25 protein-coding genes are annotated in these 25624 nt (G+C 33.1%); 6 read left to right on the top strand and 19 right to left on the bottom strand.

The window, feature by feature from the left end; translation table 11 throughout:
* Positions 1 to 4 precede the first annotated feature (4 nt).
* The 3 genes from hpaI to IEV35_RS03780 all read right to left on the bottom strand — a co-directional run bounded on the left by hpaI (position 5) and on the right by IEV35_RS03780 (position 2325).
* Positions 5 to 925, bottom strand: coding sequence for a 2,4-dihydroxyhept-2-ene-1,7-dioic acid aldolase (gene hpaI, locus IEV35_RS03790; protein ID WP_188383372.1), 921 nt, complete (start codon positions 923 to 925; stop codon positions 5 to 7).
* A gap of 192 nt (positions 926 to 1117) precedes the next feature.
* Positions 1118 to 1783 carry a GntR family transcriptional regulator gene (locus IEV35_RS03785; RefSeq protein ID WP_188383371.1) on the bottom strand — a complete coding sequence of 222 codons (666 nt, stop codon included), beginning with the start codon at positions 1781 to 1783 and terminating at the stop codon, positions 1118 to 1120.
* Between the two features lie 80 nt (positions 1784 to 1863).
* Positions 1864 to 2325 (bottom strand): UPF0158 family protein, encoded by a 462-nt coding sequence (locus IEV35_RS03780; RefSeq protein WP_188383370.1) that lies wholly within the window; start codon positions 2323 to 2325, stop codon positions 1864 to 1866.
* A 193-nt stretch (positions 2326 to 2518) separates the two neighbouring features.
* On the opposite strand from IEV35_RS03780, the gene IEV35_RS03775 reads away from it, so the two are divergent.
* The 4 genes from IEV35_RS03775 (at position 2519) to IEV35_RS03760 (ending at position 4854) form a co-directional block, all read left to right on the top strand.
* Positions 2519 to 2974, top strand: a complete 456-nt coding sequence (locus IEV35_RS03775) for an AAA family ATPase (protein WP_229740635.1) — start codon at positions 2519 to 2521, stop codon at positions 2972 to 2974.
* A gap of 21 nt (positions 2975 to 2995) precedes the next feature.
* Positions 2996 to 3265 (top strand): hypothetical protein, encoded by a 270-nt coding sequence (locus IEV35_RS03770; protein ID WP_188383368.1) that lies wholly within the window; start codon positions 2996 to 2998, stop codon positions 3263 to 3265.
* 84 nt (positions 3266 to 3349) lie between these two features.
* Complete coding sequence (locus tag IEV35_RS03765) at positions 3350 to 3544, top strand: hypothetical protein (RefSeq protein WP_188383367.1); 195 nt, start codon at positions 3350 to 3352, stop codon at positions 3542 to 3544.
* A 458-nt stretch (positions 3545 to 4002) separates the two neighbouring features.
* Positions 4003 to 4854, top strand: a complete 852-nt coding sequence (locus IEV35_RS03760) for a CvfB family protein (RefSeq protein ID WP_188383366.1) — start codon at positions 4003 to 4005, stop codon at positions 4852 to 4854.
* Positions 4855 to 4881: 27 nt separating this feature from the next.
* Here the strand turns inward: IEV35_RS03760 and IEV35_RS03755 are convergent, their stop codons facing one another.
* On the bottom strand, positions 4882 to 5166 hold the full coding sequence (locus IEV35_RS03755; protein WP_188383365.1) for a DUF2651 family protein: 285 nt from the start codon (positions 5164 to 5166) through the stop codon (positions 4882 to 4884).
* A 161-nt stretch (positions 5167 to 5327) separates the two neighbouring features.
* Positions 5328 to 5621, bottom strand: a complete 294-nt coding sequence (locus tag IEV35_RS03750; RefSeq protein ID WP_188383364.1) for a hypothetical protein — start codon at positions 5619 to 5621, stop codon at positions 5328 to 5330.
* A 201-nt stretch (positions 5622 to 5822) separates the two neighbouring features.
* On the opposite strand from IEV35_RS03750, the gene IEV35_RS03745 reads away from it, so the two are divergent.
* Together IEV35_RS03745 and IEV35_RS03740 are read left to right on the top strand one after the other, a co-directional pair.
* Positions 5823 to 7025 carry a dicarboxylate/amino acid:cation symporter gene (locus IEV35_RS03745; protein WP_188383363.1) on the top strand — a complete coding sequence of 401 codons (1203 nt, stop codon included), beginning with the start codon at positions 5823 to 5825 and terminating at the stop codon, positions 7023 to 7025.
* A gap of 123 nt (positions 7026 to 7148) precedes the next feature.
* Entirely contained in the window at positions 7149 to 8846 is a 1698-nt protein-coding gene (locus IEV35_RS03740) for a M3 family oligoendopeptidase (protein ID WP_188383362.1), read from the top strand.
* Between the two features lie 297 nt (positions 8847 to 9143).
* Here the strand turns inward: IEV35_RS03740 and IEV35_RS03735 are convergent, their stop codons facing one another.
* From IEV35_RS03735 to IEV35_RS03670, 14 genes are all read right to left on the bottom strand, one after another.
* Positions 9144 to 9665 (bottom strand): hypothetical protein, encoded by a 522-nt coding sequence (locus IEV35_RS03735; protein ID WP_188383361.1) that lies wholly within the window; start codon positions 9663 to 9665, stop codon positions 9144 to 9146.
* Between the two features lie 68 nt (positions 9666 to 9733).
* Positions 9734 to 10858, bottom strand: a complete 1125-nt coding sequence (locus IEV35_RS03730; RefSeq protein ID WP_188383360.1) for a lantibiotic dehydratase C-terminal domain-containing protein — start codon at positions 10856 to 10858, stop codon at positions 9734 to 9736.
* The gene (locus tag IEV35_RS03725) at positions 10858 to 13560 is read right to left on the bottom strand and encodes a lantibiotic dehydratase (RefSeq protein WP_188383359.1); all 2703 of its coding nucleotides are present in this window, start codon (positions 13558 to 13560) and stop codon (positions 10858 to 10860) included. The genes IEV35_RS03730 and IEV35_RS03725 overlap by 1 nt, the downstream gene beginning before the upstream one ends.
* A gap of 29 nt (positions 13561 to 13589) precedes the next feature.
* Entirely contained in the window at positions 13590 to 15176 is a 1587-nt protein-coding gene (locus IEV35_RS03720) for a nitroreductase family protein (protein WP_188383358.1), read from the bottom strand.
* Positions 15177 to 15197: 21 nt separating this feature from the next.
* Entirely contained in the window at positions 15198 to 17138 is a 1941-nt protein-coding gene (locus IEV35_RS03715; RefSeq protein ID WP_188383357.1) for a TOMM precursor leader peptide-binding protein, read from the bottom strand.
* A 312-nt stretch (positions 17139 to 17450) separates the two neighbouring features.
* Positions 17451 to 17612: a thiopeptide-type bacteriocin gene (locus IEV35_RS03710; RefSeq protein ID WP_188383356.1), complete on the bottom strand. Its 162-nt coding sequence runs from the start codon at positions 17610 to 17612 to the stop codon at positions 17451 to 17453.
* A gap of 22 nt (positions 17613 to 17634) precedes the next feature.
* Positions 17635 to 17799, bottom strand: a complete 165-nt coding sequence (locus tag IEV35_RS03705) for a thiopeptide-type bacteriocin (protein ID WP_188383355.1) — start codon at positions 17797 to 17799, stop codon at positions 17635 to 17637.
* 44 nt (positions 17800 to 17843) lie between these two features.
* On the bottom strand, positions 17844 to 19778 hold the full coding sequence (locus tag IEV35_RS03700; protein ID WP_188383354.1) for a hypothetical protein: 1935 nt from the start codon (positions 19776 to 19778) through the stop codon (positions 17844 to 17846).
* 15 nt (positions 19779 to 19793) lie between these two features.
* Positions 19794 to 20753 carry a thiopeptide-type bacteriocin biosynthesis protein gene (locus tag IEV35_RS03695; protein WP_188383353.1) on the bottom strand — a complete coding sequence of 320 codons (960 nt, stop codon included), beginning with the start codon at positions 20751 to 20753 and terminating at the stop codon, positions 19794 to 19796.
* A gap of 12 nt (positions 20754 to 20765) precedes the next feature.
* Complete coding sequence (locus IEV35_RS03690; RefSeq protein ID WP_188383352.1) at positions 20766 to 21635, bottom strand: ABC transporter permease; 870 nt, start codon at positions 21633 to 21635, stop codon at positions 20766 to 20768.
* Positions 21635 to 22642: an ABC transporter ATP-binding protein gene (locus IEV35_RS03685; RefSeq protein ID WP_188383351.1), complete on the bottom strand. Its 1008-nt coding sequence runs from the start codon at positions 22640 to 22642 to the stop codon at positions 21635 to 21637. The genes IEV35_RS03690 and IEV35_RS03685 overlap by 1 nt, the downstream gene beginning before the upstream one ends.
* Before the next feature lie 6 nt (positions 22643 to 22648).
* Positions 22649 to 23737, bottom strand: a complete 1089-nt coding sequence (locus IEV35_RS03680; RefSeq protein WP_188383350.1) for a TOMM precursor leader peptide-binding protein — start codon at positions 23735 to 23737, stop codon at positions 22649 to 22651.
* Positions 23730 to 24602 (bottom strand): SagB/ThcOx family dehydrogenase, encoded by an 873-nt coding sequence (locus tag IEV35_RS03675; protein WP_188383349.1) that lies wholly within the window; start codon positions 24600 to 24602, stop codon positions 23730 to 23732. Before IEV35_RS03675 ends, IEV35_RS03680 begins: the two co-directional genes overlap by 8 nt.
* On the bottom strand, positions 24589 to 25557 hold the full coding sequence (locus IEV35_RS03670; RefSeq protein WP_188383348.1) for a lantibiotic dehydratase C-terminal domain-containing protein: 969 nt from the start codon (positions 25555 to 25557) through the stop codon (positions 24589 to 24591). Before IEV35_RS03670 ends, IEV35_RS03675 begins: the two co-directional genes overlap by 14 nt.
* Between the last annotated feature and the right edge of the window lie 67 nt (positions 25558 to 25624).

The following is a 25624-nucleotide window of genomic DNA, read 5'->3' as shown; positions in this document are numbered from 1 at the left end:
CCTCCTATGCTTGCACATCTTCAGTTATTAACTGATAATCTAGTAATACGTCACGGATTTCCGCTTGAATTTCAGGTGATGGAACATCTAACGGTTTTCTCAAAATTGGTTTTACTTTCCCCATCATTCCTAAGGCAGCTTTAACTGGTGCAGGATTTGTATCTCGGAAAAGCACATCATTTAGTTTCATTAATTCATAATGTAAATCTTGCGCACCTTTCACATCTCCGACTGCCCATCGGTTGTAAACTTCTGCTACTTCTCGTGGAGCAACATTCGCTGTTGCACTAATATGTCCTGCCCCGCCAATAGCTAACATTGGGTAACAAAGTACTTCAATGCCGGAATATAGATTAAAGTCACGCCCACACATTAGTAATACTTTATTAACATGTTCAAAATCTTTATTTGATTCTTTTACACCGATAATATTTGGACAATCTTCAGCTAGCCTCGCAATTGTAACCGCTTCCAAATTTACTGCTGTTCTTCCTGGTATGTTATATAAAATAATTGGAATATCTACTGAATCTGCAATAGCTTTGAAGTGTTTGTATAGTGCGTGTTGGTTAGGTTTATTGTAGTAAGGGACAATGACCATTGCTCCATCTGCACCCATTTCTTGCGCAGCCTTGGTCATGCGGAGTGTTTCTTGGTGGTTGGTTGATCCGGTTCCTGGGATGAATGGAACTCTTCCGTTTACGGTCTTACAGGCTGTTTCCATGACTTGTAATCTTTCTTCAATAGACATAGAACTTGGTTCACCTGAAGTACCAGTTACGGATATCCCATGACTTCCACTTTCAATCTGCCAATTGATTAGTTCCTTAAACTTATCAAAGTCGATTCGCTCATCTTCATGAAAAGGTGTAATCACCGGTGTAATTGAGCCTCGGAATCTTTCTTTTGCTTCTTGAAAAGCCATTTGATTACCTCCAAAACATTATTATACTAATGTTAATTTTCTGAACAATTAAATCATATATGATTTCATATGTCATGTCAACAGAATTTTTTGTCGTATTTTTTGTTCATTTCAAACTAAATATAAAAATAATAGCACAAAAAACTTCAACTTTATCTGAGTTTTTTGTGCTAGAAGTAATTCCATTTACTATTAAAATGTGTTTGTTTCAATTAAGTTCTTTCTACGTAATTCAAAGTTCTCAGCAGTTTTTATTTTATGTTGGCGGGCAAATTCCTCCACGCCTTTTTCATCTTTCGATTCTAATAATGCAATGATTTCTTTATGTTCTTCAATCGATTCTTTTACTCGTTTGGAGTATAAAGTTGAACCAGTTCCTCTAATAGAATCAATTCGATTGACAGTGTGCTTTATCGTTTCAAGTAAGTATGTATTCCCACACGCTTCGGAAATGGTTTGATGAAATGCTGAGTTTAACCTACTGAACTGAATGACATCAAAATTCTCAAGCGCCTCCTCCATTAATCGATTCAGTTCTCTTAATCTATTAATCTTTTCTTGTGTGAAATTCTTTGCAGCCAGAGATGCCGCAAACCCTTCAAGTAGTGCAAGAACATGTACGGTATCCAAGTAATCTGACTCATTTACTTCGGCTACAACTGGACCAACATTCCTTTTATAGACAACAAGTCTTTCTGCCTCTAGCTGTCTAATTGCTTCTCTTACAGGAATCGTACTTGTCTCTAATTCCTTTGCAATTTGATCAATTACAATTCGTTGACCCGGAACATATTCTCGCTCAATTATTCTTCCCTTTAAAATCCGATATACTTTTTGTTGTTTGTTTTCTTTTATCATCATGATTTTATAATATAGGAAATAATATATGTTGTCAATATTCAGAAAACAATTATCAAGAATATAGTTTTACCCTAGTTTTAATCAATATATTCAACGTCAAATTCTTCACAAAATCTTATTGCAATTTCTTTATAACGTTGTTCTCGAAAGGTATACCAATCCTGAATTACTGCCAGATGATGTGCCGCATCTTTAAATCTTCTGAATGCCCCTTTTCCTTCAATAACACGCAACAACCTATCTTTTATCATCCTATTATCAATGGAATAACAGAAATCCTGTATGATACGGTATTCATTAATATCATACCTAGTTGGCAGTTCTACAAATACATTTGAGTTTTCCATGTAATCATAAGCAAGCCTTTCTTCTTCCTCTAAATCTTCTACTCCATCAAATTCACCCTCCTCTGCTTTTCCTAAGTATTGTTCCGAAATAGAAACAACTTTACCAGTTGGTATATGCAAGAAAGTAAAATATTCCTCCATTTGAAATTCCATTCCATCAACAATATCGCTTATTTTCACTTTAGGACCCATGAATTTACCTCCTTTTATGTTTAACACACTAATAATCTTATTTTAAATAAAAACGTCAGCATTAACAAACAAACAGTTATTAGTACTGTATTTACTATCCTCTATTTATTATCAGCATCAAAACTTAGTTATATTTCCCAGGCAATATTTGTCGGAATATGTTGAATGTATATTCGTTTACAAAGGAATGAAAATGAAAACCTCATTACTATTTGCTCTACGTCATGAGCCAGATCTACTAATCATGGATGAGCCGACTTCTGGGTTGGATCCTATTTTTAGAAGAAAATTGCTCGATTTATTACAAGAGTTAATGATTAAAGAGAATCAGACAATTTTTCTATCGACCCATATAACTAATGACTTAGATAAAATTGCGGATTACATTGTTTTCATTAATGAAGGTAAGATTCTTCTTCATATGGATATGGAGGAGATTAAGGAATCTTTTTATATTGTAAAGGGCAAAAAGGATTTAATTGATTCAGATACAAGAGATTTATTTACTGGAATCCAAATCACACAAACTGGTTTTCATGGATTGTTCGAAGGAAATGCTTCTATCCTTCAGCCTTTAGGTGAAACCATTGTACTCGAAAATGCGACATTAGAAGATATGATGTATTACATGACTCGAAAGGAGGCATAAATGTGAGCCATTTACTAATTCATGTTAGCTATATGTATTCCTATCTTTTATTTCTTCAGTAATTTTCGATATGCGATGAGTATTTTTGCTTTTGTATTTTTATTTACGATTATCATCTTTGTTGTAATAATTGCAAACCCTCATCTTACGCTAGAAAACAACTTTGCTTCGTTTGTACTCAATGTAATTAGCATACAGCCTATTGCCATACCTTTACTATTTGCCGCATTTACATTGTATATTTCATATCGTATTTCTTTATATAGGTTTACCAGAAAAGACATTCAATAATACGTGTATGGAGTATTTAATCGATCACACAATTTATAGAAAGGAGGATATAATATTACTAAAATTAAATTTACGTTAACTATTATGTTAGGTATTGTTGGTGGTATTTTCATTCTTGGATTTTTACGTTGGTTAGGTTTAGATTTATCTTTAGTCCACGTATATTATAAAGTGTTTGGAGAACCTAATGCAGTTTCACTAACAATTGTTGCACTGTTTAGCCTATTAATTTGTTATTTCATAGTTCATTGGGCATATAAGAAGTCTGTTAAATCATAACAAGCAAGGCTATTGAAAGCACTGGGATAAAAAGCATATATTGACAAATAACTAAAACTATGAAATAATAGGTAAGTTGTCTAAAGTGACAATCATATCTGGCATTCTACAGTGTTTTTGGTAATGCTTATTCACACTGGCGCGACTATAGGGTCGCAAGGACGTAAGAGAAGGTTGGGCTTACGTTGCTTAAGTTAGAGAACATGGATAAGGGGTAAGTAGTCCGAGTGGCTGATTCTTATCACCCAGTGGAACATGTACCGCGGTAAAGTGAAATTCGTATAAACTCAGTGGCGTTACTGAGAACTGCAACATTTAAATATGATATTTAGCAAGAATTTCCCACCCGAATCATTTCGGGGTATAATAAAAATAATGATGTGTTACTTTAGAAATAAAAGGGATACCCTATATACTAGGGTGTCCCTTTTCCAATACATAAGAAATGAGGGGTTTGTATGATCGAAATAGGTACCATTCAAACGATGATTGTTGACCGAAAAATTGATAATGGTTATGTCGTTAAAAAAGATATGCAAGAAGCACTGCTTCATTTTAATGAAGCGGACGAAGAACTTGAAGTAGACCAAAAAGTTGACGTTTTCTTATACTTGGATAAAAAAGAAAAACTAACTGCATCCATGAAACTTCCTACTGTAGTCATGGATCAATATGGTTGGGCTACTGTAGTCAATGTCATTCCAAATTTAGGTGCATTTGTAGATATTGGCACAACAAAGGAATTCCTAGTCTCTAAGGACGATTTACCATTATTTGAAAACGTTTGGCCTAAAGAAGGAGACAAACTATACGTCACTTTAGGCAAAGATAGAAAAGGAAGATTACTTGCCTTACCAGCAACAGAAGGTGTTATTCTTCGTGAAATAGAACTCGCTCCTGATTCGTTATTAAATGAAACTGTAAAAGGAAGAGTATATCATACGAGCAGAGAAGGTTCGGCTATTATTACCGAGGAAGATTATCGTGGATTTATTCACCATACAGAGAGAAAAACAGAACCAAGGCTAGGTGAACTTGTCGAAGGACGTGTCATTGAAGTTAAATATGATGGCACATTAAATATCTCCTTACGCCCACTAAAACAACATGGTATGGTAGAAGACGCAGATATGATCTTAGAGCATCTACAAGAGCATGACGGCATGATTCCTTTTAGTGATAAGAGTGATCCGGAAGATATTAGAAGCACTTTCAACATTAGTAAGGCTGCATTTAAACGAGCGCTAGGAAAGTTACTAAAAGAAGGAAAAATTGAACAACGTGACGGAAATACGTATTTAAAAAAGTAAAAAGAAATGGTTGAGATATTATTCATCTCAACCATTGTTTATCTTAGTCTTTTGTTTTTGTACAAATATAATTACCCATGCAACGACAAATGAGAATATCGGAAAAACAATATTCCATGAGCTTAATATAAAGCCTTCCGTCTGACGGCCATGGTACAACAATTCAATTATTAGATTGAATAACAACGTAATTAGAGGCGCTAGATATACTTTTTTCGTTAGGACAGAGACAAGTACACCTAATCCTATTACTATTACAGGTACTAGGAATAACTGCATGACAAAAGGGTTTATCGACTCAAGTAACTCCATAATCTCCCCCCTTTTTTACAATATTACGTACAAAACGATAGATTATTCCAATAAAAAACCTCTGCTTCTTTTTTGAGAAACAGGATCAATAAATGATCTTGCTTAAAGGAACAGAGGTTTTTTGGCTATGTGTATTAAATTCTTAGGATATTTATTATTTTTTAAGCTACTTTTTCATCATGTACGAAATAGGCATGAATAACACTAAGTATCATAAAGCTGATTCCAGCCGCGAAAAGACTAGCAATTCCCCAGCCACCTAATCCAGCTTCCCAAATCATTATCTTTTGAGGAGTTGCTGCACATACTACAATGATTCCTCCAAAGAAAAGGATAGCACTTGGAATGTACGGAAGATATCCTTTGCCGCCTGAAGATTTTAAGAAAATGAAGCCTAAGATAATAGCTGCTACTGTAAGTACGGCTGCAATAGTAATTACTGCTTGAACTAACATGTTGCTTACACCTCACTTTTTTAGTGTTTTTATAGTAAATATCAAAATAATTTTGATATACTAATATAATTTTACAATAAATAGAATACAAATAAACAATAGCATTTTTTGTAAGTGCTTTCATCCTGGTTACAGAAAGGAGGATAAACACTTTTTGTGACATAGTTAATTTTATCATACCAAAAGAGAGGAGAATTATCTATGAAAAAGAGTTTTTTATGGCAAATACTCGCTGCTTTCGTGTTAGCTATCATTGTTGGATTAATTTTCGGAGATAGCGCGACGTATGTTCAGCCACTTGGAGACTTGTTTCTACGGTTAATTAAGTTTATCATCGTACCGTTAATTTTTTCAACCATTATTGTTGGCGTAACCAGTGCCGGAGATGTTAAAAAGCTTGGAAGGCTTGGTGGGAAAACCATTACGTTTTATCTTGCAACCAGTTTCTTCGCCATTGTTATAGGGCTAACCGTAGCTACTATCCTTTCTCCAGGTACAGGTGTTGATATGCAATTAAATGAAGAAAATGTTCCTTCTGGTGAAACACAAAATGTAGTCGATACCCTACTAAATATTGTACCTACCAATCCTATTGAAGCTCTCGCAACAGCAAATGTTCTACAAATTATCTTTTTTGCCATTTTCCTTGGTCTTGGCATCACCATGGTCGGTGAAAAGGCTGCACCTGTACAACGTTTCTTTGATGGACTGGCCGAGGTCATGTATAAGATTACAGCAGCTGTCATGGTACTTGTTCCACTCGGTATTTTTGGCTTACTAGCACCGATTGTTGGGCAATACGGCTTGGATGTCTTAATGCCACTTATAAAATTAATAATAGCAGTCTTAATTGCTTGTATCATTCAAGTAGTCGTTGTTTACACCCTTGCTCTAAAATCTTTAGGCAAAATGAGTCCTATGCACTTCTTTAAAGGAATCTTCCCAGCAGCAACCGTAGCATTTTCAACTTGTAGTAGTTCTGGTACGCTACCAGTTACGATGAAAAATACCCAAGAAAATCTTGGTGTCTCTAAAGAAACGTCTAGCTTTGTTCTTCCATTAGGGGCCACCATTAACATGGATGGAACAGCCATTTATCAAGGGATTGCTGTAATGTTTACTGCACAATACTTCGGTCAATCGCTCACCATCAGCCAACTAATTATCGTTGCATTAGTAGCTACTTTAGCATCTATTGGAGCAGCAGGAGTTCCTGGTGCAGGAATGGTTATGTTAACGATGACATTAGCTGCAGTAAACCTCCCTCTCGAAGCAATCGCATTAATTGCAGGGATCGATCGTATCCTCGATATGATGCGTACTTCTGTCAATGTGATGGGAGATGCCGTCGCAAGTGTTGTAGTCGAAGAATCAGAGAGAAAAAAGCAAGCAAAAGCAGCCTAGCATATCAATCTTCAAGAACCGGCTTTTTAGAGCTGGTTCTTTTTTAACAAAAATATCTTATTTTCCCCAAAAATAGTGTACACTAGAAAAGAAAATATCTTATGAAATTAAGGGGGAACAACCATGCAACGATTTGAAGATTATACATACACACGACCTAATCTAGAAAAAGGAAAAGCAACATTTGCTAACTTACTAGAATCGTTCAAACAAGCGACTTCCGTTGGAGAACAAAACAAAGCTATCGAAGCTATTAATGCTTTTCGCAGCCAAATCTCAACCTTGTTCAATCTAGTGTATATTCGAGCATCCATTGATACGAACAATGAGTTTTATCAAACAGAACGTGATTATATGGATGAAATTATGCCAGAAGTTCAAAAGCTTGATACCGATTTTTATAAAGAATTAATACAATCACCGTTTCGAGATGAATTGGAGAAAAAATGGGGTTCACAGCTTTTTGCCATTGCTGATTATTCCATTAAAGCATTTGCACCGGAAGTGATAGAATTACTTCAAAAAGAAAACAAACTTACCTCTGAGTACTCTAAACTCGTTGCATCTGCCCAAGTTGAATTCAATGGCGAAACATACACATTAGCACAACTAGGGCCATTCATGCAGGACAAAGATCGCGATGTCCGTAAGAAGGCCGCTTCAGCTTCTGCAGGATTCTTTGCTGAAAACAGTGAAAAATTCGATTGGCTATATGACCAATTAGTAAAAGTTCGCCATGAGATTGCAACAACATTAGGATACAAAAACTTTGTAGAATTAGGTTATATTCGAATGATGCGTATTGACTATAATGCAGAAATGGTTGCTAATTACCGCAAACAAGTACAAGAATCCATTGTTCCACTTGTATCTAAATTATATGAACAACAAAAAGAAAGAATTGGGGTAGATTCGTTAAAGTTTTATGATGAAAGTTTCCAATATAAAACAGGGAATGCGAAGCCAAAAGGAACACCAGAATGGATTATTGAAAATGGGAAGAAAATGTATGAAGAGCTTTCTCCAGAAACGAAAGAATTTTATCAATTCATGCTTGATCGTAACTTAATGGATCTGGAAGCGAAAAAAGGGAAAGAATCTGGAGGATATTGTACGTTTATTGAAGACTACCAATCACCATTTATCTTTGCTAACTTTAATGGTACATCTGGTGATATTGATGTACTTACTCATGAAGCAGGCCATGCTTTCCAAGTTTATCAAAGTCGCGGCATCGGTATTCCGGAATATATTTGGCCAACCTATGAAGCTGCAGAGATTCATTCGATGAGTATGGAATTTATTACTTGGCCATGGATGGAATTGTTCTTTGAAGAAGATACGGAAAAATATAAGCATGCTCATTTAGCAAGTGGTCTTCGTTTCCTACCATATGGAGTAGCAGTTGACGAGTTTCAACATCTTGTCTATGAAAATCCCGAATGGACTCCGGAAGAGCGTAAAGCTGCATGGAAAGGTCTAGAAGAAAAATACTTACCACACCGTGATTATGGTGATATGCCTTACTGGGGAACTGGTGCGATTTGGCAACGTCAAGGACATATTTATGCGTCACCATTTTATTACATTGATTACACATTAGCGCAAATCTGTGCATTCCAATTCTGGAAACGTTCTAGAGAAGATCATGAAGCTGCATGGGAAGATTATTTAAAACTATGTAAATTAGGTGGGTCAAAACCTTTCTTAGGTTTAGTAGAAGCAGCTAATCTAAAATCACCATTTGAAGATGGCACTGTAGAAGAAACCGTTCAAGCGATTGAAGAATGGCTTGAGAGTGTGGATGATAAAGCATTATAAGGTAAAAAAAGGATTATGGACAATACACCGTAATCCTTTTTTACATGACTACTTTTGGTAATAAAACTATTGAGTATCACCATATATTTGATACGATGCTACCAATGGATATTTGAACCTTTGTAAAACTATGTTGCAAGGAATATCTGCTCTCTTTTTAGTACACATGAAGTATGTTTCCGTGGTACTAACTATAATATTCAGTATGATCCTATATAATAGTTTTGTACTAGTCTCCTCATTCTTCTTCGATACATCTGTAAATTAAAATCTAGTTTCTTTAGAACTGCAATAATTCTATCTACCAGGCCTTAATTGTTTAAATATCCAAACCATATACCACAAAGTCGAAATAATGGTAATTGACAATGCAAGAAAATGCGGAAGATATGATTTAATTCCATTTTGATTGATCATCATGCAATAGCTTACTAAAAATATTAAGTTAACATAGACCCCACTATAAGCAAAAATATACTTCAATCTTTTCTTGATTTCTTCTCGTAAACTTTCCTTTGAGAACCAATATTTCCTATTTCTGATGTATAGTAATTCTGGTTTCTTTTTTCCTATAAATGGCAAAATGATATGTACCAGAAAATTAATGAATATAAATATAGTGACAAAAAACACACCAAAATCACTCTTATCCCAAGTGGTGGATGATTGTTGGAAGAATAACTGATCAATTCGATAATAGATTGAAAGTATGTTAGGTAATTTACCATATGTAAATGAAAACATTACCAAAGTTAATAAAAATAACACCCCTGATAATAACCAAAGACTTCTCAGAACTTTATCTTTTTTATTCATCATAAAGAATCCCTCCCATAAGAATGTTGAAAAAATTCCTTTTATACAATGTATTCCTTTAGACAATAATACTATAATAGCTTTTGTAAATTCTTCACTAAAGCGATACTATCAATCTGATAATTCTCTTCTATAACTTGAGAAAAATACCAACATAATAAATACCTTTCCAATGGTGTGATTCCTATTTGCACAAAGACAGTATACAGTAAGTTTATCATAAATCTATTTGCCATAAATTCGATATTATTATCCATAAAGTTCTTCCAATTATTACTTAATAAAGTAGAATGGAATTCGTTACTTGAAGCAATTTCAACCCAATCTAATCCTTTTTCTTTTCTAATTTCTTCTGACAGTTCATTCATCTTATCGTTGGATAATGAAGAAATCTCCCCATTCTTAATATAAGAAAGAACTTCGTGATAAATCTCTTCATACACATTTATAAATTTTTGAAAGAGGTCAGGTACTAAACCACTATTAATCTCTTCCTCAATGGTCTGGATAATTACTTGTGAAGTATTTTTTTGTTTAAGAAACTTGTCTTGAAATAGCTTTCTATATTTACTTGGTTCTTCAGTTGACATGAAGAATGCTTCCGCATGCGACCGAAAGGAAAGATGAGAATACTTAAGTGAGGGATCCATAAGCCAAGCATGAATATACATAAGCTTCAGCACAACTCCGAATTTTTCAATTTCATTGTCTCTTATCTGCTTGAGACAAGTAAATAAAAATTCATTATTTTTCGATAGGTATTTCTGAACCATTTTAACTCCTAGTTCCCCACCCCATAACATTGTACTCGGTTGTTCAGAAGAAACGATCACACTGTTATTGGGTTGTAAATCCATTTCTTCTACTGTTGATAGTTCCCACCATGCTAATGAACTATGTATTTGTTTATATAGTTCTTCATCTAGATTTCCACGAGAAGGATTGGCCATTAGATATGTATCTAATTTTTTCTTTACTAATCCAACAATATCTTCTTTCAATCTTTTCGTAGATACTTCAACAAATAACCGTATATGTGGTCCATGTTCCCAGTGAGGCTCAAAATAGAAGTTATTAATACTATTTTCCAATTTAAATTCTTTCATAATAGGAAATACACCATCTATTAATAATGGATATTTATTCTTATCATAATAATAAATTTTAAGTACTCCCCAGTTATTATTCGGTTCCATCACTTTTCCCCTTCCACCTTATTACTAATTTGTAATACCCACTCTAAAACGTGAGGGGTATTAATATATTTCCAGTCTTCTGAAGACGGGAAAACCTCTTCAACTTGAAGATAGTTCTCTACCATTTGTATTGACTTTTCAAATAAATTAATAAAAAAGTAACTAGTAAAATCGATATATTGCGGCTTACTTAATGCTCCCATTCGCTTCTTAGTAGTAATACTTTCCTCATTTAAGTCTGAATTTGTATAAAACTCATCAATTTGTCTTGAGCGAACGAACACATTTTCTGGAATACCTATTTTCCGTTGCCATTTCCTCACCTTAAGAAAATACTCCCATTCATTTTCACTTTCAATTTTTCTTGGTAAATTTTTTTTCGGAATTAGCCATTTCTTTCTTTCCAATACGATATTTCCATACTTCACTCTAGGATAAATAGTTATTTCTTCCACGTTCTGGTAATTGGATTTTAAATAATTTAATCTTGAGAATGGAATAAAGCTTCTACCATAAATACTCGAAATAAACTTATAGAGTTGTGGTTGATAGCCAGAGAACATCATCCCTAAATCTAATGGAATAATTTCTTGTCTATTCTCTTTTGTGTATATTCGTACATCGTCTGTGTGATTATTCGATATGTATAACTCTGCTAGCGATATTTTTTTTATTTCATCATTAGGTTTTGGTGTTCCATAAACAATTTCGATTGGAGTTATCGTAGGATGGTAATTCGCATTTAGGCCGAATGTTCCAATTAACTCTGCAACCTTTCCTCCATTCCGCTCATACGTTGACACCATCTCTTGAATTGGTTTCTTAAGTTGTTTTAAATAGGTACTATAGCGGATAGCTGGTTTTGGCGTACCAGAATAAACATCATTAATTACAAGACCAACTTGTTGATCTTCACCCCGAATCTGATATGGTTGACAATATACGGAGTAAATATTATTAGTAGAGCTAAAACATGACAATCGTTCTAAAATATTCGCTACCCAATCACTTTTTAAATCTATTTCATGTTTATTAATTTCTTTTTCTGCATTGTACTTTTCTATAAATTCCTCACTTAAAGACCTTAATTTAGTCAACTTTTCGATATTAAAAGGATTATAATAATAAAACGGAATACGGTCCCCACTAAATTGAGGATAGTCTTTTGTAGCAAGATAATACTCGTAATAAAATGAAAGTAAATCGCTTTTGTTTTCATTATTCTCCTTGTACAGGTACTCATAAAAATAATTAATGGATTCTCTAAAATAAATAGTCTCATCCAATATAGGGTTCAACTTAAACAGAATTGATAAATCCTCTAACATTCGTTCTCCATTTTGATTAAAAAAATCATTAGAAATTTTTTTTGTGGTGGATGTTAAAGTAAAGTCTTCATAAACTAGATTGTTCTTCCAACTTTGTTCACCCTCTACACCGAGTTTTCCAAAGACCTCTTTAATCAACTCATTAATTTGACGCAACACACGTCCTCTTTCATAAGCTACAACCACTTCTAGCTGTTTTACATTATTGTTTATTTCTACTAACAGTTCTCTAAACTCCTTCGCAAAAGAATTTGAAAAGGGTTTTAAATATCTGATTAACCACTCTAGCCCCTGATATTCTTGATCTGGTATTGGTATTTCACAAAGAATAATCCCTAATGAAATCATACGATTGATAATCTCAATCGTTTTTTCTTCGGTGATTCCTAGTATAGCTTGTAGCTTTTCTTGTAATTGTCCATATGTAATAGGTTGTACCTCTTCAATTAAAGTCAATAACTTCAGGAAGGGTGATTTTCGAGGAACACTACTTATTTTTTCAACGGTTTTAACCATTTTATAAATAGATTGTTCATTACTCTCACGATAGAAAAAGGAAATGGATTGATCATCCATCCAACGATTGGGATTCCCAATAATAGTAAGATAGGGTTTTACCACATGATGATTTTCTAAATAATGAATGATCCGATGGATTAGTGCCTGGTTAACATTTACATGGGACTGTTTTACTTGAGTCATTTCCCTGTAATTCTCATCTATATCTCCCCCCATTGTTGAAACAGCAGTAAATGTACTGAAAGGGCTAGTTTTCATTGCTGTCCTTGATAAATAACCTAGTAGCGCATTCTCCATTTTTCTATATTTCCCAATTTTATTAGGTAGGGAAGTATATTTTTTTTGTTCTTTCATCCATTTTTCATAAAGATTATAACTGGCTAATGACAACCCTTTAATAAAGGTTTCTTCCATACACAACTTGTTAAAAATTTCTTTTTTAATCTGATATTCTTTCGTTAACTCAACTTGTCCAGTGTTTAGGATTTCCTGTTGTAAGAATTTGTATTGAATCCATTTATTTACAATATTAATTTGTTCCTCATTGTATTGTTCAATTATCATTTTATACTTTTCAAACCTATTCTTTGAAAAACGATTATTATAAATATCTCTTTTTAGTTCGATTAATCTCCTCTTAGATCTCTCATCTTTTTCCTTGTTAACAAAAATGTAAATTCTATCACAAACTTTGTCTTTATTATTTATACACCATTCTTCTAATGCTATAAACTTATCAATAATCGTTTGTGTTTGATTAAATGATAGTCGTTCTAAGAAATGACTAGGCATAGTTGCTTTTCTTTCAATAGCTGGATAAAAGACATTTATTTTCCTTTGTTGATTAACTTTCAATGCTGAAACCCCTTTCTCAATATGCATCGTTAAATTATAGAATTACCAAATGTAAGATTTGTTCTGGGATTAAACACAATAATATGCATTAGTGGTTGCTCAGGATAATTAATACCTAACATTCTATTTGCTTCATTTTCATTCAAACTATCACTACAACGCACACCATACCCTAATCCAGCAGAAGCGATATCAAACCTTTGAGCTAGATGACCACCAAGTATATTTACAATTCTGTATCCACGATTTGCATTTAGTTCAAAAGCTTTCTGATAGTTAACCACAGGAAAAACACAGAATGAAATACCATTCATATTAATATTGTCTTTTACATAAGTTTTTTGTAATTCAATTGATACTGGCTTTATTATTAATTCTATTAAACAATGGTTTTGTGGATCATATTCATATACTCCTGGTTTGACGCCTTCTACACTATTTATGGCCAAAATCAATTTAATGTGCTGATATGGTGAAATATGTTCCATTTGATTGATTTCTGTTAGTGAACAGGTTGCCATTATCGTTGAGAAGTGAGAAAAGCTCATATGGTCATGAGATGGATTCAAATAGACACTATCTCCTGAATTTCTATTGCGCCACGCGAAAGTAATATCCCTATCTGGTAATGAGTCTAATGAGGTAATTAGTGGGATAATAGCATTCTTATTTTCTTTTTTTCGATTTTCAATGATTGGTTCTTGTAAAATATCTTCTGTGGAAAGCTCCTCTAAAAATGAACTTTGATTAAGTTCTATTAATTTTGGGTACCATTTTACATCTAAATAAGAATCCTTTTTAACTATGCTAGTAGAAGGATCATTGAAAGGATTTCGTAATGTCTTCTTCCTAATTAATTTATTATTAAAGCGCTTTAATAAAATAATCCCCATTGCACTTTCTTCCGCACCTGATATACCAAAAATTCCGTTAACTTCCTCATCTATAAACTGGTGAAATATGTGGACATCAAATCCATGATTTTTTGCAGACAAAACAATATTCTCTTCCGCCAATCCAACTTCCTGTGATGTTAATCGATATGCAAAATCAGCATAATAAAAAGCAGTTCTGCCAAAATTTGTTGCTGTACATACTATTAATTCTTTGGAATCTTCCAATTCGTAGCCACACGCATTGAGAATAGTATCTATCCAGTTACCACTTCTTACTAAATTAAGTTCATGATAAAGAGGATTATAATAATAAATACCGGCTTCCAATGAACAAGAATAACCTTTAGGTACTGCAATATAAACATCGGTTGGATAAAGACATCTAGCAGAAGCCACTCCTCTATGAAGCTCCCAAGCATGAAGTATTTCAAACCGTAATAATCCGTATGCATAAAATAGAAATGAGGAAAGTTGTTCCATTTGTAAATTATTGACTTTACCATTATTTTTCTTGAAGAAGAGTTCCCATATGTTGGATTCTCTTCTCCAATTTATTGAGTGGAGAGGGACTTTCTTGGTATCGTGATGATATACTTTAAACGGAGTTGGTTGTTTGACACCATATATTTTTGGGATAACATATTGATTTTCATAACGATTTATCGATTGTTGTAATGCAAATTTCTTTGCTAAAGTCGTATTACTTTTTAAATTTTCCAAAGAGAATTCCCCCCTCTAATTTTATGGAAATGGATGTGGATTCGGGTTTATTTCTTCTAATTTAGATGGTCCATTGAAGCCTAATTGGAAAGGAACAGTAAAAAGACGGTCGATTCCTTTAATTCTTCTGTTCTCCTGACCAAAAGTCATCGGTAGCATACCTGGTACAATTACCTTAACTGTTTTCAATCCAACCTCTATTTGTTCAGGAGATGTTTGATCTACTACAATTACATCCATATTATTTTTAAAGAATTGATCTACTACTTGTAATAAATCTTCACTTAAATCATTATTTTTAACACTTAAACTATTTGACTGTAATTCTGTAATCGTAGCTGTTTTATTACTAGAAAATAAAAAATCTAACCGCTGGAATGCTTCCGGCAACGAATATAGTAATGCATGATCATCCATTTCTTTTACTTCAGCATTATCGTTCAGAAGCCTGTATGCTTTTTCAATAGAGTTCTTGGAATTCTTTCTTTCTCTCTCTCTCCAACTTGCACTCAGTGACACCTCTCCAAGTGCTGCTTCAATTGCATTTTCATAATTTAGGTGTGCACCTGCAGAACATAATGCTTTAGGAAATTCGTCCTTTTCATTGACAATCATAACCATAACTGCTGGAATTCTTAATTCGGTTCTTATGTCAAATGCAAAAACTTGGTATCCTGCATTATTTAATCGTTTAATCAACAATTTAATATTTTGATTCTTCACTGAACTCAAATCAATTTTTGTAGGGGGAAGTTTTCCATACCAGTACATTAGAAATGCATCACGTTCAATAATTTCAAATAAACCGTGAATAATGGCTTCTTCAGAGGATGCTCCTAATGCACAGCCATTAGATACTTCAAAAACAATTCGAGAGGTTTCTTTCCAATAATGCGTAAAGTAATATGCAACATGTTCAGGTACCAAAATTGGCTTATTTTCTCTAAACGAATAACCCCACACCCAATCTAGAGCAAGATCTTCCGAAAACTTTACTAAGTCAGTTTCCTTGGAATAATCTTCATCAAAGTGTAATCCTAAAGTAGTTGGATCAAGGGCTTCATGTCTCAGTTCTTTATAACTCCCTTTTACTACCGTTTTTTTACCTTGTGGACGGTATCCCGCATAGCGTTCTAAAGCTTCTAAAATAGCAACTACTTTACCAGATTCATAATCATATGTCTTTCCAATCCCAAATTCTGAATAGCCTTGACGAGGAATCTTTAACTCCGCTCCAACTGCTGGAACAAACTGGTAAATTAGTAAGTGGTTGAGAGACTTTACTATACCTGTTTTTTCATCCAAAAACCCTTTATTAAATAATGAGTTCCAATGACTTACAGGTGTAATTCTATAAGAATATGGATTCTTTTTCGGTTGATTCTTTATATGTATAAAAGCAAGTTCTTTTGAATCATCTGGTAAAGTACTACACACCGAACAATGTGGATTAGGTAGAAAGCGATGTTCTTTCCCTTGTAGTGTGCTTAGATTTAGGTGGAAAGTGGTATGCTCTATCTTAAAAAATGTTATATACTTTTGTATTTGGGAGATAATTAATTCAATTAAAATTTTTCGGTTCATATCGTGAAATATGCTACCTGTAGTCCCAAATCCTCCTACAGTTTTCTCATACATTTCTTCACTACCACGGTTTGTAATAAAGCGCTCATACCAGCATTCTGTACAACCATGATGACCCGCTTTCGTAAAAGGACCAATAATTACCTCTTCAAATTGTAATTGAATTGGTAAAAATACTCCCCTAATTTTCATTACAGTATTATTCCATTTTTGAATTTCCTTCCTAGACTGTTCTTCACTAGCATAAATAATAAGATCACTATCTGAAAAATTATTATCTGATTGTGTATAGAAATAAACTTCATATTGCCGTTCTTTTAACTGATTATATAATTGATTACTTAGCATATTGTCAGAAACAATATAAATAGTTGACATGTTTATTTCTCCTTTTATTTTGTGTTAAAAGTGGAAATAATTAATATAGAGAGGGACCATTTGGTGTCTATTTATTGCTAATTATGTATTTATTCTGTATAATGGTCCCTCAAAGGTATGCAGGAACTACCCAATTTTAAAATACCTTTGTAGCGGAGCAGCATGTAATTCCACCTACTGTTGCTCCGATTTCCCTTTTTGAGTTATCCCAATAGAGATCGAACCTCAACATCTTCAGTTTTTAAGTCTACTAGAGAATTCTAATTTTGCTGTCGCTTCAATTACTCATAAAGCTTTGAATACATTAGTTACCTAACTTAACTTAACGCAGCAGCAACATGAGCAACATGTAATTCCACCTACTGATGCACCCATTTCTGGTAACCCTTTCGAGTTATCATCCATTAGGGACTCAACCTTGATGTCTTCAAAATCTAAATCTTCTAATCGTAGTTCAAATTCTAATTTTTTCATCTTCCTCACCTCCTTTCAAATTTTAGTTTAATTTAGTACAACAACAAGAACAGCAACCAACCCATTTTGCTGAAGCACCCATCTCTGGTAATCCTTTAGATTCATTGTTTGTTAAAGCTAGTACTTTCACCTCCTCTAGTTCAATATCTTCTAATGAAATGTTTAATTCTAGGTCTTTAATTTCCATTATTCATCCCACCTTCTATATTTTTAGGTTTCCCACATACCTCACTAAATTAGATAAGAATAGTAAAATCTCAAATTACTAGCATTGCTTAGTTCATCCATTATTAATGGTATAAAGCAAATTTTTAGTTTTAGGAATTCAAACAAGTTAAAAATTTCTTGAGACATTTGTACATTATTGCCAACCATGTATGGTATTGTATTACTATAAGAAGTGCTTACTCTATTTTGAAGAGTAGTTAATGCTAGATTAATTGCATCATTCTGGTTAGAATCACATACGACAATAGGCTGGTAATCATCTGCTTTTACAAATAGTACAGTTAAATTCATATAATTTAATCGTTTAATTCTGATATCATTAAAATTATCTTGGATACTACTATATAAGGAATCTTCAAGCTTACTATCTACTTGTATTTCCTGCCAAGTATATTGATTCTCATGTTTAATAATGTATTTTAAACTATTTATTAATAAAGCTTCTGATAAAATCACATTAAGATTAGCACCGGAAACTACTGTTCCAATTTCAGATAATTCTTGATAGTGAATAGGTGATAGATGGTTTTCAATAATTTGAATACTTTCCTCCACAACATTTAATTCAGGTGTCCAAGTCCAAACATGATTTGCTGTTTCCATTACTGCATAATGTGGCATATTATTAACTGTTAAATGTTCTGCATATTGATTAAGTGCCTGCTGTAGAACATCTTTCCTAGCACTAATTGGGTCATTGGCAGTTCCATATACCTCAATTAATTGATGTTCTCCAGGGACCCTAATCCGTGCTACACATTGATTAACTGGAACTTGAATAAAATTCTCCTCATCAATACTTTGGATCATCCCTAGCTCTTCAGATACAAATTGTTCTGTACAGTTTTCTATAAATTCCTCGTTCCCCAATTCCTCAAATCCGTTATTATCTTTCTCCATTCGTTGAAGTACATCTTTTATATCAAATGTTTTAATTTCCTTATTAATAGGACAGTGTTTTACATGATACATTGGGGTCTCATATGTTTCTAGTGTTTCTTGGCCGATAACATAAATGTTGCTTTTATCTGCCATATCTTGTATATTCGTAATAATTTTAAATAGCTTATAAATACTTAAGGTTGCAGTAATAGATGCAACTGCTGGCGGTATTGTTCGATTCAAAATATCGCTTTCTAACCAAACTTCATCATTAGATTGGAGAATTAACCTTAAGCAATTCCAGCAGAGTGAGTTATCCGGTATATAAAATGGCCCTACATATACCTTTGAAGGAAGTATTGTTGATATGCCAAGTATTGTTTCGCTCATTTCACATGCTTTACTTAATGTAAATGCCAATGGATCCGTAAAACTTGGTGCAATGTACAATACTGAATCAAACTTATTGATCATTTGAATAATATCCTGTTCATTATTAATAGTAATTTTATTTGGTTGTTTATAAACACCAGTGTGAATTCCATTAATAGAATCTAAATACTCATTAATTTGAAACGATGTACTTTTTTCATTATTTAAATCAATATAGCTAACTTCCCTTATCCCATTTTCTATCGCAATCGATACCATAGAAGTAAGTGGCTGTGCTGCTCCAATGATTAATAATTTAGTAGTTCGAAATTGTTGAAAATAAAATTCTGGTGAAGCTTTATTTATTCCAATATAAGAAATTTGCGAGTTAAAAGCTTCTAATTCTTCTAGTGATAAGTTATGCGGCAACTTCGATTCCTCAAAAATTAGAAACTCCCTTTGATTTAAGTTGTCCAATATGGATGCAACAATTTCTGCTTGATTTCCCTGTAATGCTCCTAAAATTTGCTCCTTGGAGTATTGTCCTTTTAAAAAGGGGGCAATTCTATCAAATAATTCAAATACATTTTTACCCGTCAAATGTATGCTGTTCTTCCCATTTTTAAGTAAAATCCCATTATTCGTTCGTACCCAAAAAGTATCTTGTTTCAATATTACGTTCAAACTTCTTCACCCTCTTTACTTATTCGTTAATGGGTCTTGTTTTAGCATTAAAGCCCTACTAATTCCAGCCTGTGTATAATAATCTAATCCAATTCTATTCCAGTGAAATAAAATAACTGCCGATAAAAAAGCTCTAACTCCACGTTGTATCTCACCATTTTGGTAATCGGTGTATAGCCGCTTCCCAAAGTCATTTAGAAAATTCAGATAATTTTTAATGCATTCTTGCTCCTGTTTTGTAGGAAAGAGATTATCGATATGTTCCTCTTCTATTTGGTAAATCTTACCTAGCCAGTTATTAAAATAATCCAAATTAAGATTCTCATCAGGGATATAACAGCGTTGTGAATAGATATTGTTCCATACATCCCATTGTTCAAAAGGATCTAAATAACTACTTACTAATAACTTTCTTATGAAAAATAAGGATAAACCTTTTAAGCCACTTAAATTACCTTCTCGAATTTCATACCATTTAGTAATAAACTTACTATCCGCACTAAAAAAGTCATGTGCCAATTCTAGGCCGTTCTTACCACCAAAAATCCTTAATTCTGGTTCATATATTAACCGATTAACATGTTTAACACCCTTTACTGCTTTAATGTGCTTTTCAAGTAGCAATATATCATTCAGTTGTTCTAATGTAGCTAATATCCTAATTCTTAAATGAACGCCGCCTTCGTCATACTTCTCAATATACCACCAATTATTTTGGTCTAAGTCTAATTTTTCTAGTATAGGTAAATAGTAATGGGATAAAAAGTAATGGGCTTTAAGTTCACCAAGGGTAACTCTAAAATAAATCCAGTCTAGAGATTTAGCTACTTTTTCAATTGCTTCTCTTCCACCTAGCATATAAGTTTCAACCAACTTATTCCGATCGATTGTTGACTCTTCATTTGTTACCAACTTAGTTAATAGAAGTTTTTCAATTTCATCTATCACTGATTTTCTATCCTGTATGTTCTTCATTTTATCTGTCACCTATTGCCTTGCTCTTTTTATAAATCCTTTAATACCTAGATAACTAAATAATCCAAATGTTAGCGTAATGCCTAATAGGATATAGCCTATATCCATGGTGGTTGAATCTGGTAACATAGCTAATTGGAATCCTTCACTTACGTAAAGTAGTGGATTTAGCAACGAAATCATTTTAAGGAAAATAAAATCATCTAACATAGACCAAGGATAAAATGGTCCTCCCAAGAAAATGATAGGTGTCAATACTACACCAAAAATTATTCCGATATTTTTATGGTTAACAACCGTGCCCAAAGTTAGTCCCAAAGCTGCGGATGAAAGACCAGTAAAGATAACTATTACGATTAATAAGAACCAGTTCCATTCAACTCCATCGTACCAATGACCTAATATTAAGATGCTAAGCAAAGTTACAATAAATGCGGCAATAATGGACTGTATACAACCAAATACTATTTTCTCTAAACCTAATAACCAATTTCGTATTGGCGATAATAATCGATCATCAATTTCTCTTGTCCAGCCAAATTCAGAACCTACCTGAAATGCAATTGTTTGCATACCGGCTAAAAATGCTGTCATTGCAATAATACCTGGCGCTAAATATGCAGTATATGTTTCTGAAGCAAATCCGATCCCCGGAAGAATCTTACCGAATACATATAAAAAGAACAATGGTTGAAAAAGTACCATAAGAAGATACTCAATAAATTGTCTGGATTGAACAAGAAGATCTCTTCGTAATATTGCTAAAAACATAGCCATAGACACATAAAAGTTAACATTCATCGTTTGATTTTGGATTTCCAGATCTACTGTCGAATCTTCTAATTTTTCATCGGTATCTTTAACATAATCTAATGTTTTCATTAGCGTAATTCCTTTCCTGTATAGTGAATATAAACATCTTCTAATGTTGACTCCAAATTAGTTAATTGTAGTAAATTTATTCCTGGAAAATCTCTTCTCATATCTTCCATTACTTGAAGGATCAATTGGTTATTACTTTTGGTCATTATTCGAAAACGCCGTTTTAATTCATTTTCCTCATGAGTTGATTTTATTTCTTCAATCAATTGAACATCTTCATACCCCAAGATATGTTTTTTAAATCTATCAATTTCCCCTAGGTCCTCCTCTGTTCTAACTCCGAAGTCCATTTGAACGACTTGATTCCCAGAAATGGTTTTCATAAGTTGGTTTGGAGTATCAATTGCTAAAATAGTTCCATTATCAATAATGGCTACACGATCGCATAATTGTTCTGCTTCGTCCATGTTATGCGTCGTTAACACCATCGTTATATTATTATCTTTTAACATTTGTAATTGCTCTAATAAATAACGTTTAGATTGCGGATCTAATCCTGCAGTAGGCTCATCAAGAAAAATCACTTTAGGATCATGCATTAAAGCTCTAGCAATCATCAATCGCCTAATCATCCCACCAGATAACTTATCAACTTTGGCTTTCTTTTTATCCAGTAATCCGTATTTTTCAAGAAGCTCAGTTGCCTTTTCTCTACGTTCTTTTTTGGGAATTCCAAAATAAGCACCATGGAAACATAAGTTTTCAAAAACATTTAAACTCTGATCTAAATTACTTTCTTGTGATACAACTCCAATATGTTGACGGATTTTTGTTGGAGAATCATCCATATCAAGATCAAAAATCTTTACCTTCCCCTTATCAAGAGGCATTCTAGAGGTTAGTAATTTAATCGTACTTGTTTTACCTGCACCGTTTGGCCCTAGTAAACCAAAAATTTCCCCTTGTTCTACTTGAAAAGATATACCATTGACTGCTGGTTTCTTTTGTTTTGGATATTTCTTATATAAGTCTCTTACCTCAATAACACTTGAAATCGTTTGCCCCATCTTGAGTCACCCTTTTCTATTAATATATGCATTCGTACAACTTGGACAAGAAAGATATTTTATTAGATTTTCTGAACGAATGGTATTTGTTCTAAAGTCTAACTGAAACTGCCTGCCAATTGTTAAGTCAGAAATGTAGTCCTGTGGCTTATCATTAATAATATACGGCAAATTAAGTATAAAATAACCAACTGCGATATCTACTACAGAAGGATTAATATAAGGTTTTATTGCTTGAGGTTCTTCAATCAAATGCTTTATGAATTCAGAATAGCCTTTATCTGTTTCACTTTTTCTCATCATGTAACATTGAAAACAACCTGTTTGCTGTGGTATAAATGTTGGACCAATATAGGCAAAAGAATTCTCTGTAGCTAGTAAACTCCATTTTATGGAATTATTAATTGCGCATAGATTAAATGAATCATAGAATTGTGGATCAAATTCGTCTATTGCCACAACAGCTAATGAAATAGAGTCTTTATTTTCTGCAATCCAATCCACCCAACCTTCTTTTGGTAACATAACTGAATTTATCTTTTGGTAAGCATGATCACTAATTAAACTTCCAGTCACCTTATCAGATGAGTTTTCAAGGATTGATACTTTTCCAAGATTTAGTTGTAATAAACTTTGAACTAGCTTGGACCCGACTTTCCCCCCTCCTAGTACTACGACATGAGCATTTACTAAAAGATCTCTTAATTTCTCATGGTTTCTTATGAGAGATCTGTAATTAGTTGTAAACCAATCGAGGAGTTCCACTTCTTTAGAATCCTTTGAATAATCAGGTGCAATGAAATCAATATAACTTTCTTTTAAATATAAAATTAGTTTTAAAGCTTCATTTATTTTTGGAGCAGGAACAATATTTTGCAGAAGTTCTCCCACTGTGTAGTCTTGGTCAAGATGTTTAAATAATGGACCTATCCAATTCTGCTTATACGGATCTTCTAGCTTAATATCATGCTTTCCCCATAGTTGCTTTTTGATATAACATTTATTACTAGATAAGATCACTTTGTTATATCCTGGTTTCAACTTTATTTTCCGTTTTAATAGATTTTGGTACTGATCCCTTTTAGTATTAATCATTTTTGTTATCTTCCTTTTTTTCTTTTCCAAGTAGTATGGAGTAAGTGGCAATGTTTTTAATTCCATCTAAATGTAGTTTTTTATTTACAATGTCGTCAAAAAAACCTTCAATTGGAACAGCGTTAATATTCAATGCTGTAGAAACTAGAAGCATATTTTGAGCAATATGACCAATTTCTTTCTGAACTAACCGATAAGCTCGTAACCCATAATATTTTGTTATTATCTGCATATTTGCTACAAAGAAAAAGTTCACTGCCGCTTGCCCGAAAGGACTTTCCTCAGTATTGGAGTCCTCTTTAATAAAGAAATACATGTCATCGATGTCTTTGTCTTCCTGTTGATTGATATTTAGGAGATAGATACAGTTACTTTCTGGAACAAATTTATAAAACCCAGATTGTAAATCATCCACTTGATTAATATAGAAGTAAAGTTCGACAGGGTATATTCCACCACCCGATGGATAAGTCCTATAGAATAAATAATTTACTTTATTTTCTTTAACAATTTCATCTACAGAACTCACCCCCACTGAATAACTAAGTATGATAGCTAACTCTTGAAAAGTTATTGGATCGCCAAATTTTCGCTTTGATCTTCTCTTCATCAAGATTTCACCTAAACTAATTTCAGGAAATAATAATTTATCTGCTGTTGGTAATTCTATTTTATTAATATAATTGTCAATAACTACTTGCCGTTCTGGCATTGGCCTCGGACATTGTAACGAGAATAAACTAGGATGATATTTGCTATTTTCATGATACAATTCTGCTAATGATTCAAAATCACTTCCTAAAGCCAATCCATCAAAAAAGTGATTATAATTTATACTCCATTCTTTTATTTTAAACAACCCCAATCTTAGGACCCATTTGTTTAAAAGCCAAATATATAAATAACCCTAGGTAAAACTCTTCATATTGAGATAGTCCTAATCGATTATTCGTCATATGTATATGAGAAAAGCAAATACTAAAGATAGAATCTAGAAATTCCGATTCGTTTCTTGCTATTTTCCCAGTAGAAGGTTGAATCAGTTTCCCATTATTAAATGAATTCTTATAATCATTTGCTAGATTAGTAACATTAACCTTCCAGATATCATGGATTTCGTTGATGGGTGTTTTATTTCCTTCATACGAATGAATTATTGTATATACACGTTTCGTTATCACTTCTTTATTCTTTTCAAATAGTTGTTGTGCTTTATTGCTTACCTTTTTTTTCATTTCCGGTTCCATATACTTTTCCCAAAACTTTGCATAGTGGTAAAAGAATGAAGGTAACTTCTTTATTGGTAAATCAAGAGACAACGCAGTAAGTAACATTAAATCAAGTGTAAACGTGAACCGTTTATTGAAATCGTATTTTGTTTTGTCTATTAATAAAGAGGCAATTTTACTAGAGACATGAAAAAAGCTTTCAGAATACGATATTGCATCTTCCCCTCCATACTTTTGATACTCTGGAATATAAGGGACTTCAAGAATATTTCCCTCTTCAATAAAGTCCTTAGAATCAGTTGAGTTAAGATCTTGGCCATAGGGACTTTTCAATGATTTGTAATCTATCATTACGGATGGATAATTATGTATGAATTCTTTAATAGGATCTAATAGATGAGTTTTATCTCCCTTAAAGTCTTTGATCCTTAATCTAATGTGTGGTCCATATTCAAAAAAACGTAGGTAAAACCAAGAAGAACAATCTCCTTCCTTTACCATCTTTTTAAGTTGATTGGAAATCACCTTAGAAATTAAGTCTTCAACAAAAGCATTATTATAATAATAAATGTGGTAAGAATACCATCCCACCTTTGAATCACCTCACTAAAATAAGAAATTCCGATAACTTAAATCTTAGACTGTAATTGCATGATGG

This window comes from Ornithinibacillus halotolerans (assembly GCF_014637405.1).
GTDB classification, from domain to species: Bacteria; Bacillota; Bacilli; order Bacillales; family Amphibacillaceae; genus Ornithinibacillus; species Ornithinibacillus halotolerans.
This window is presented reverse-complemented; position numbering and strand designations above follow the sequence as displayed.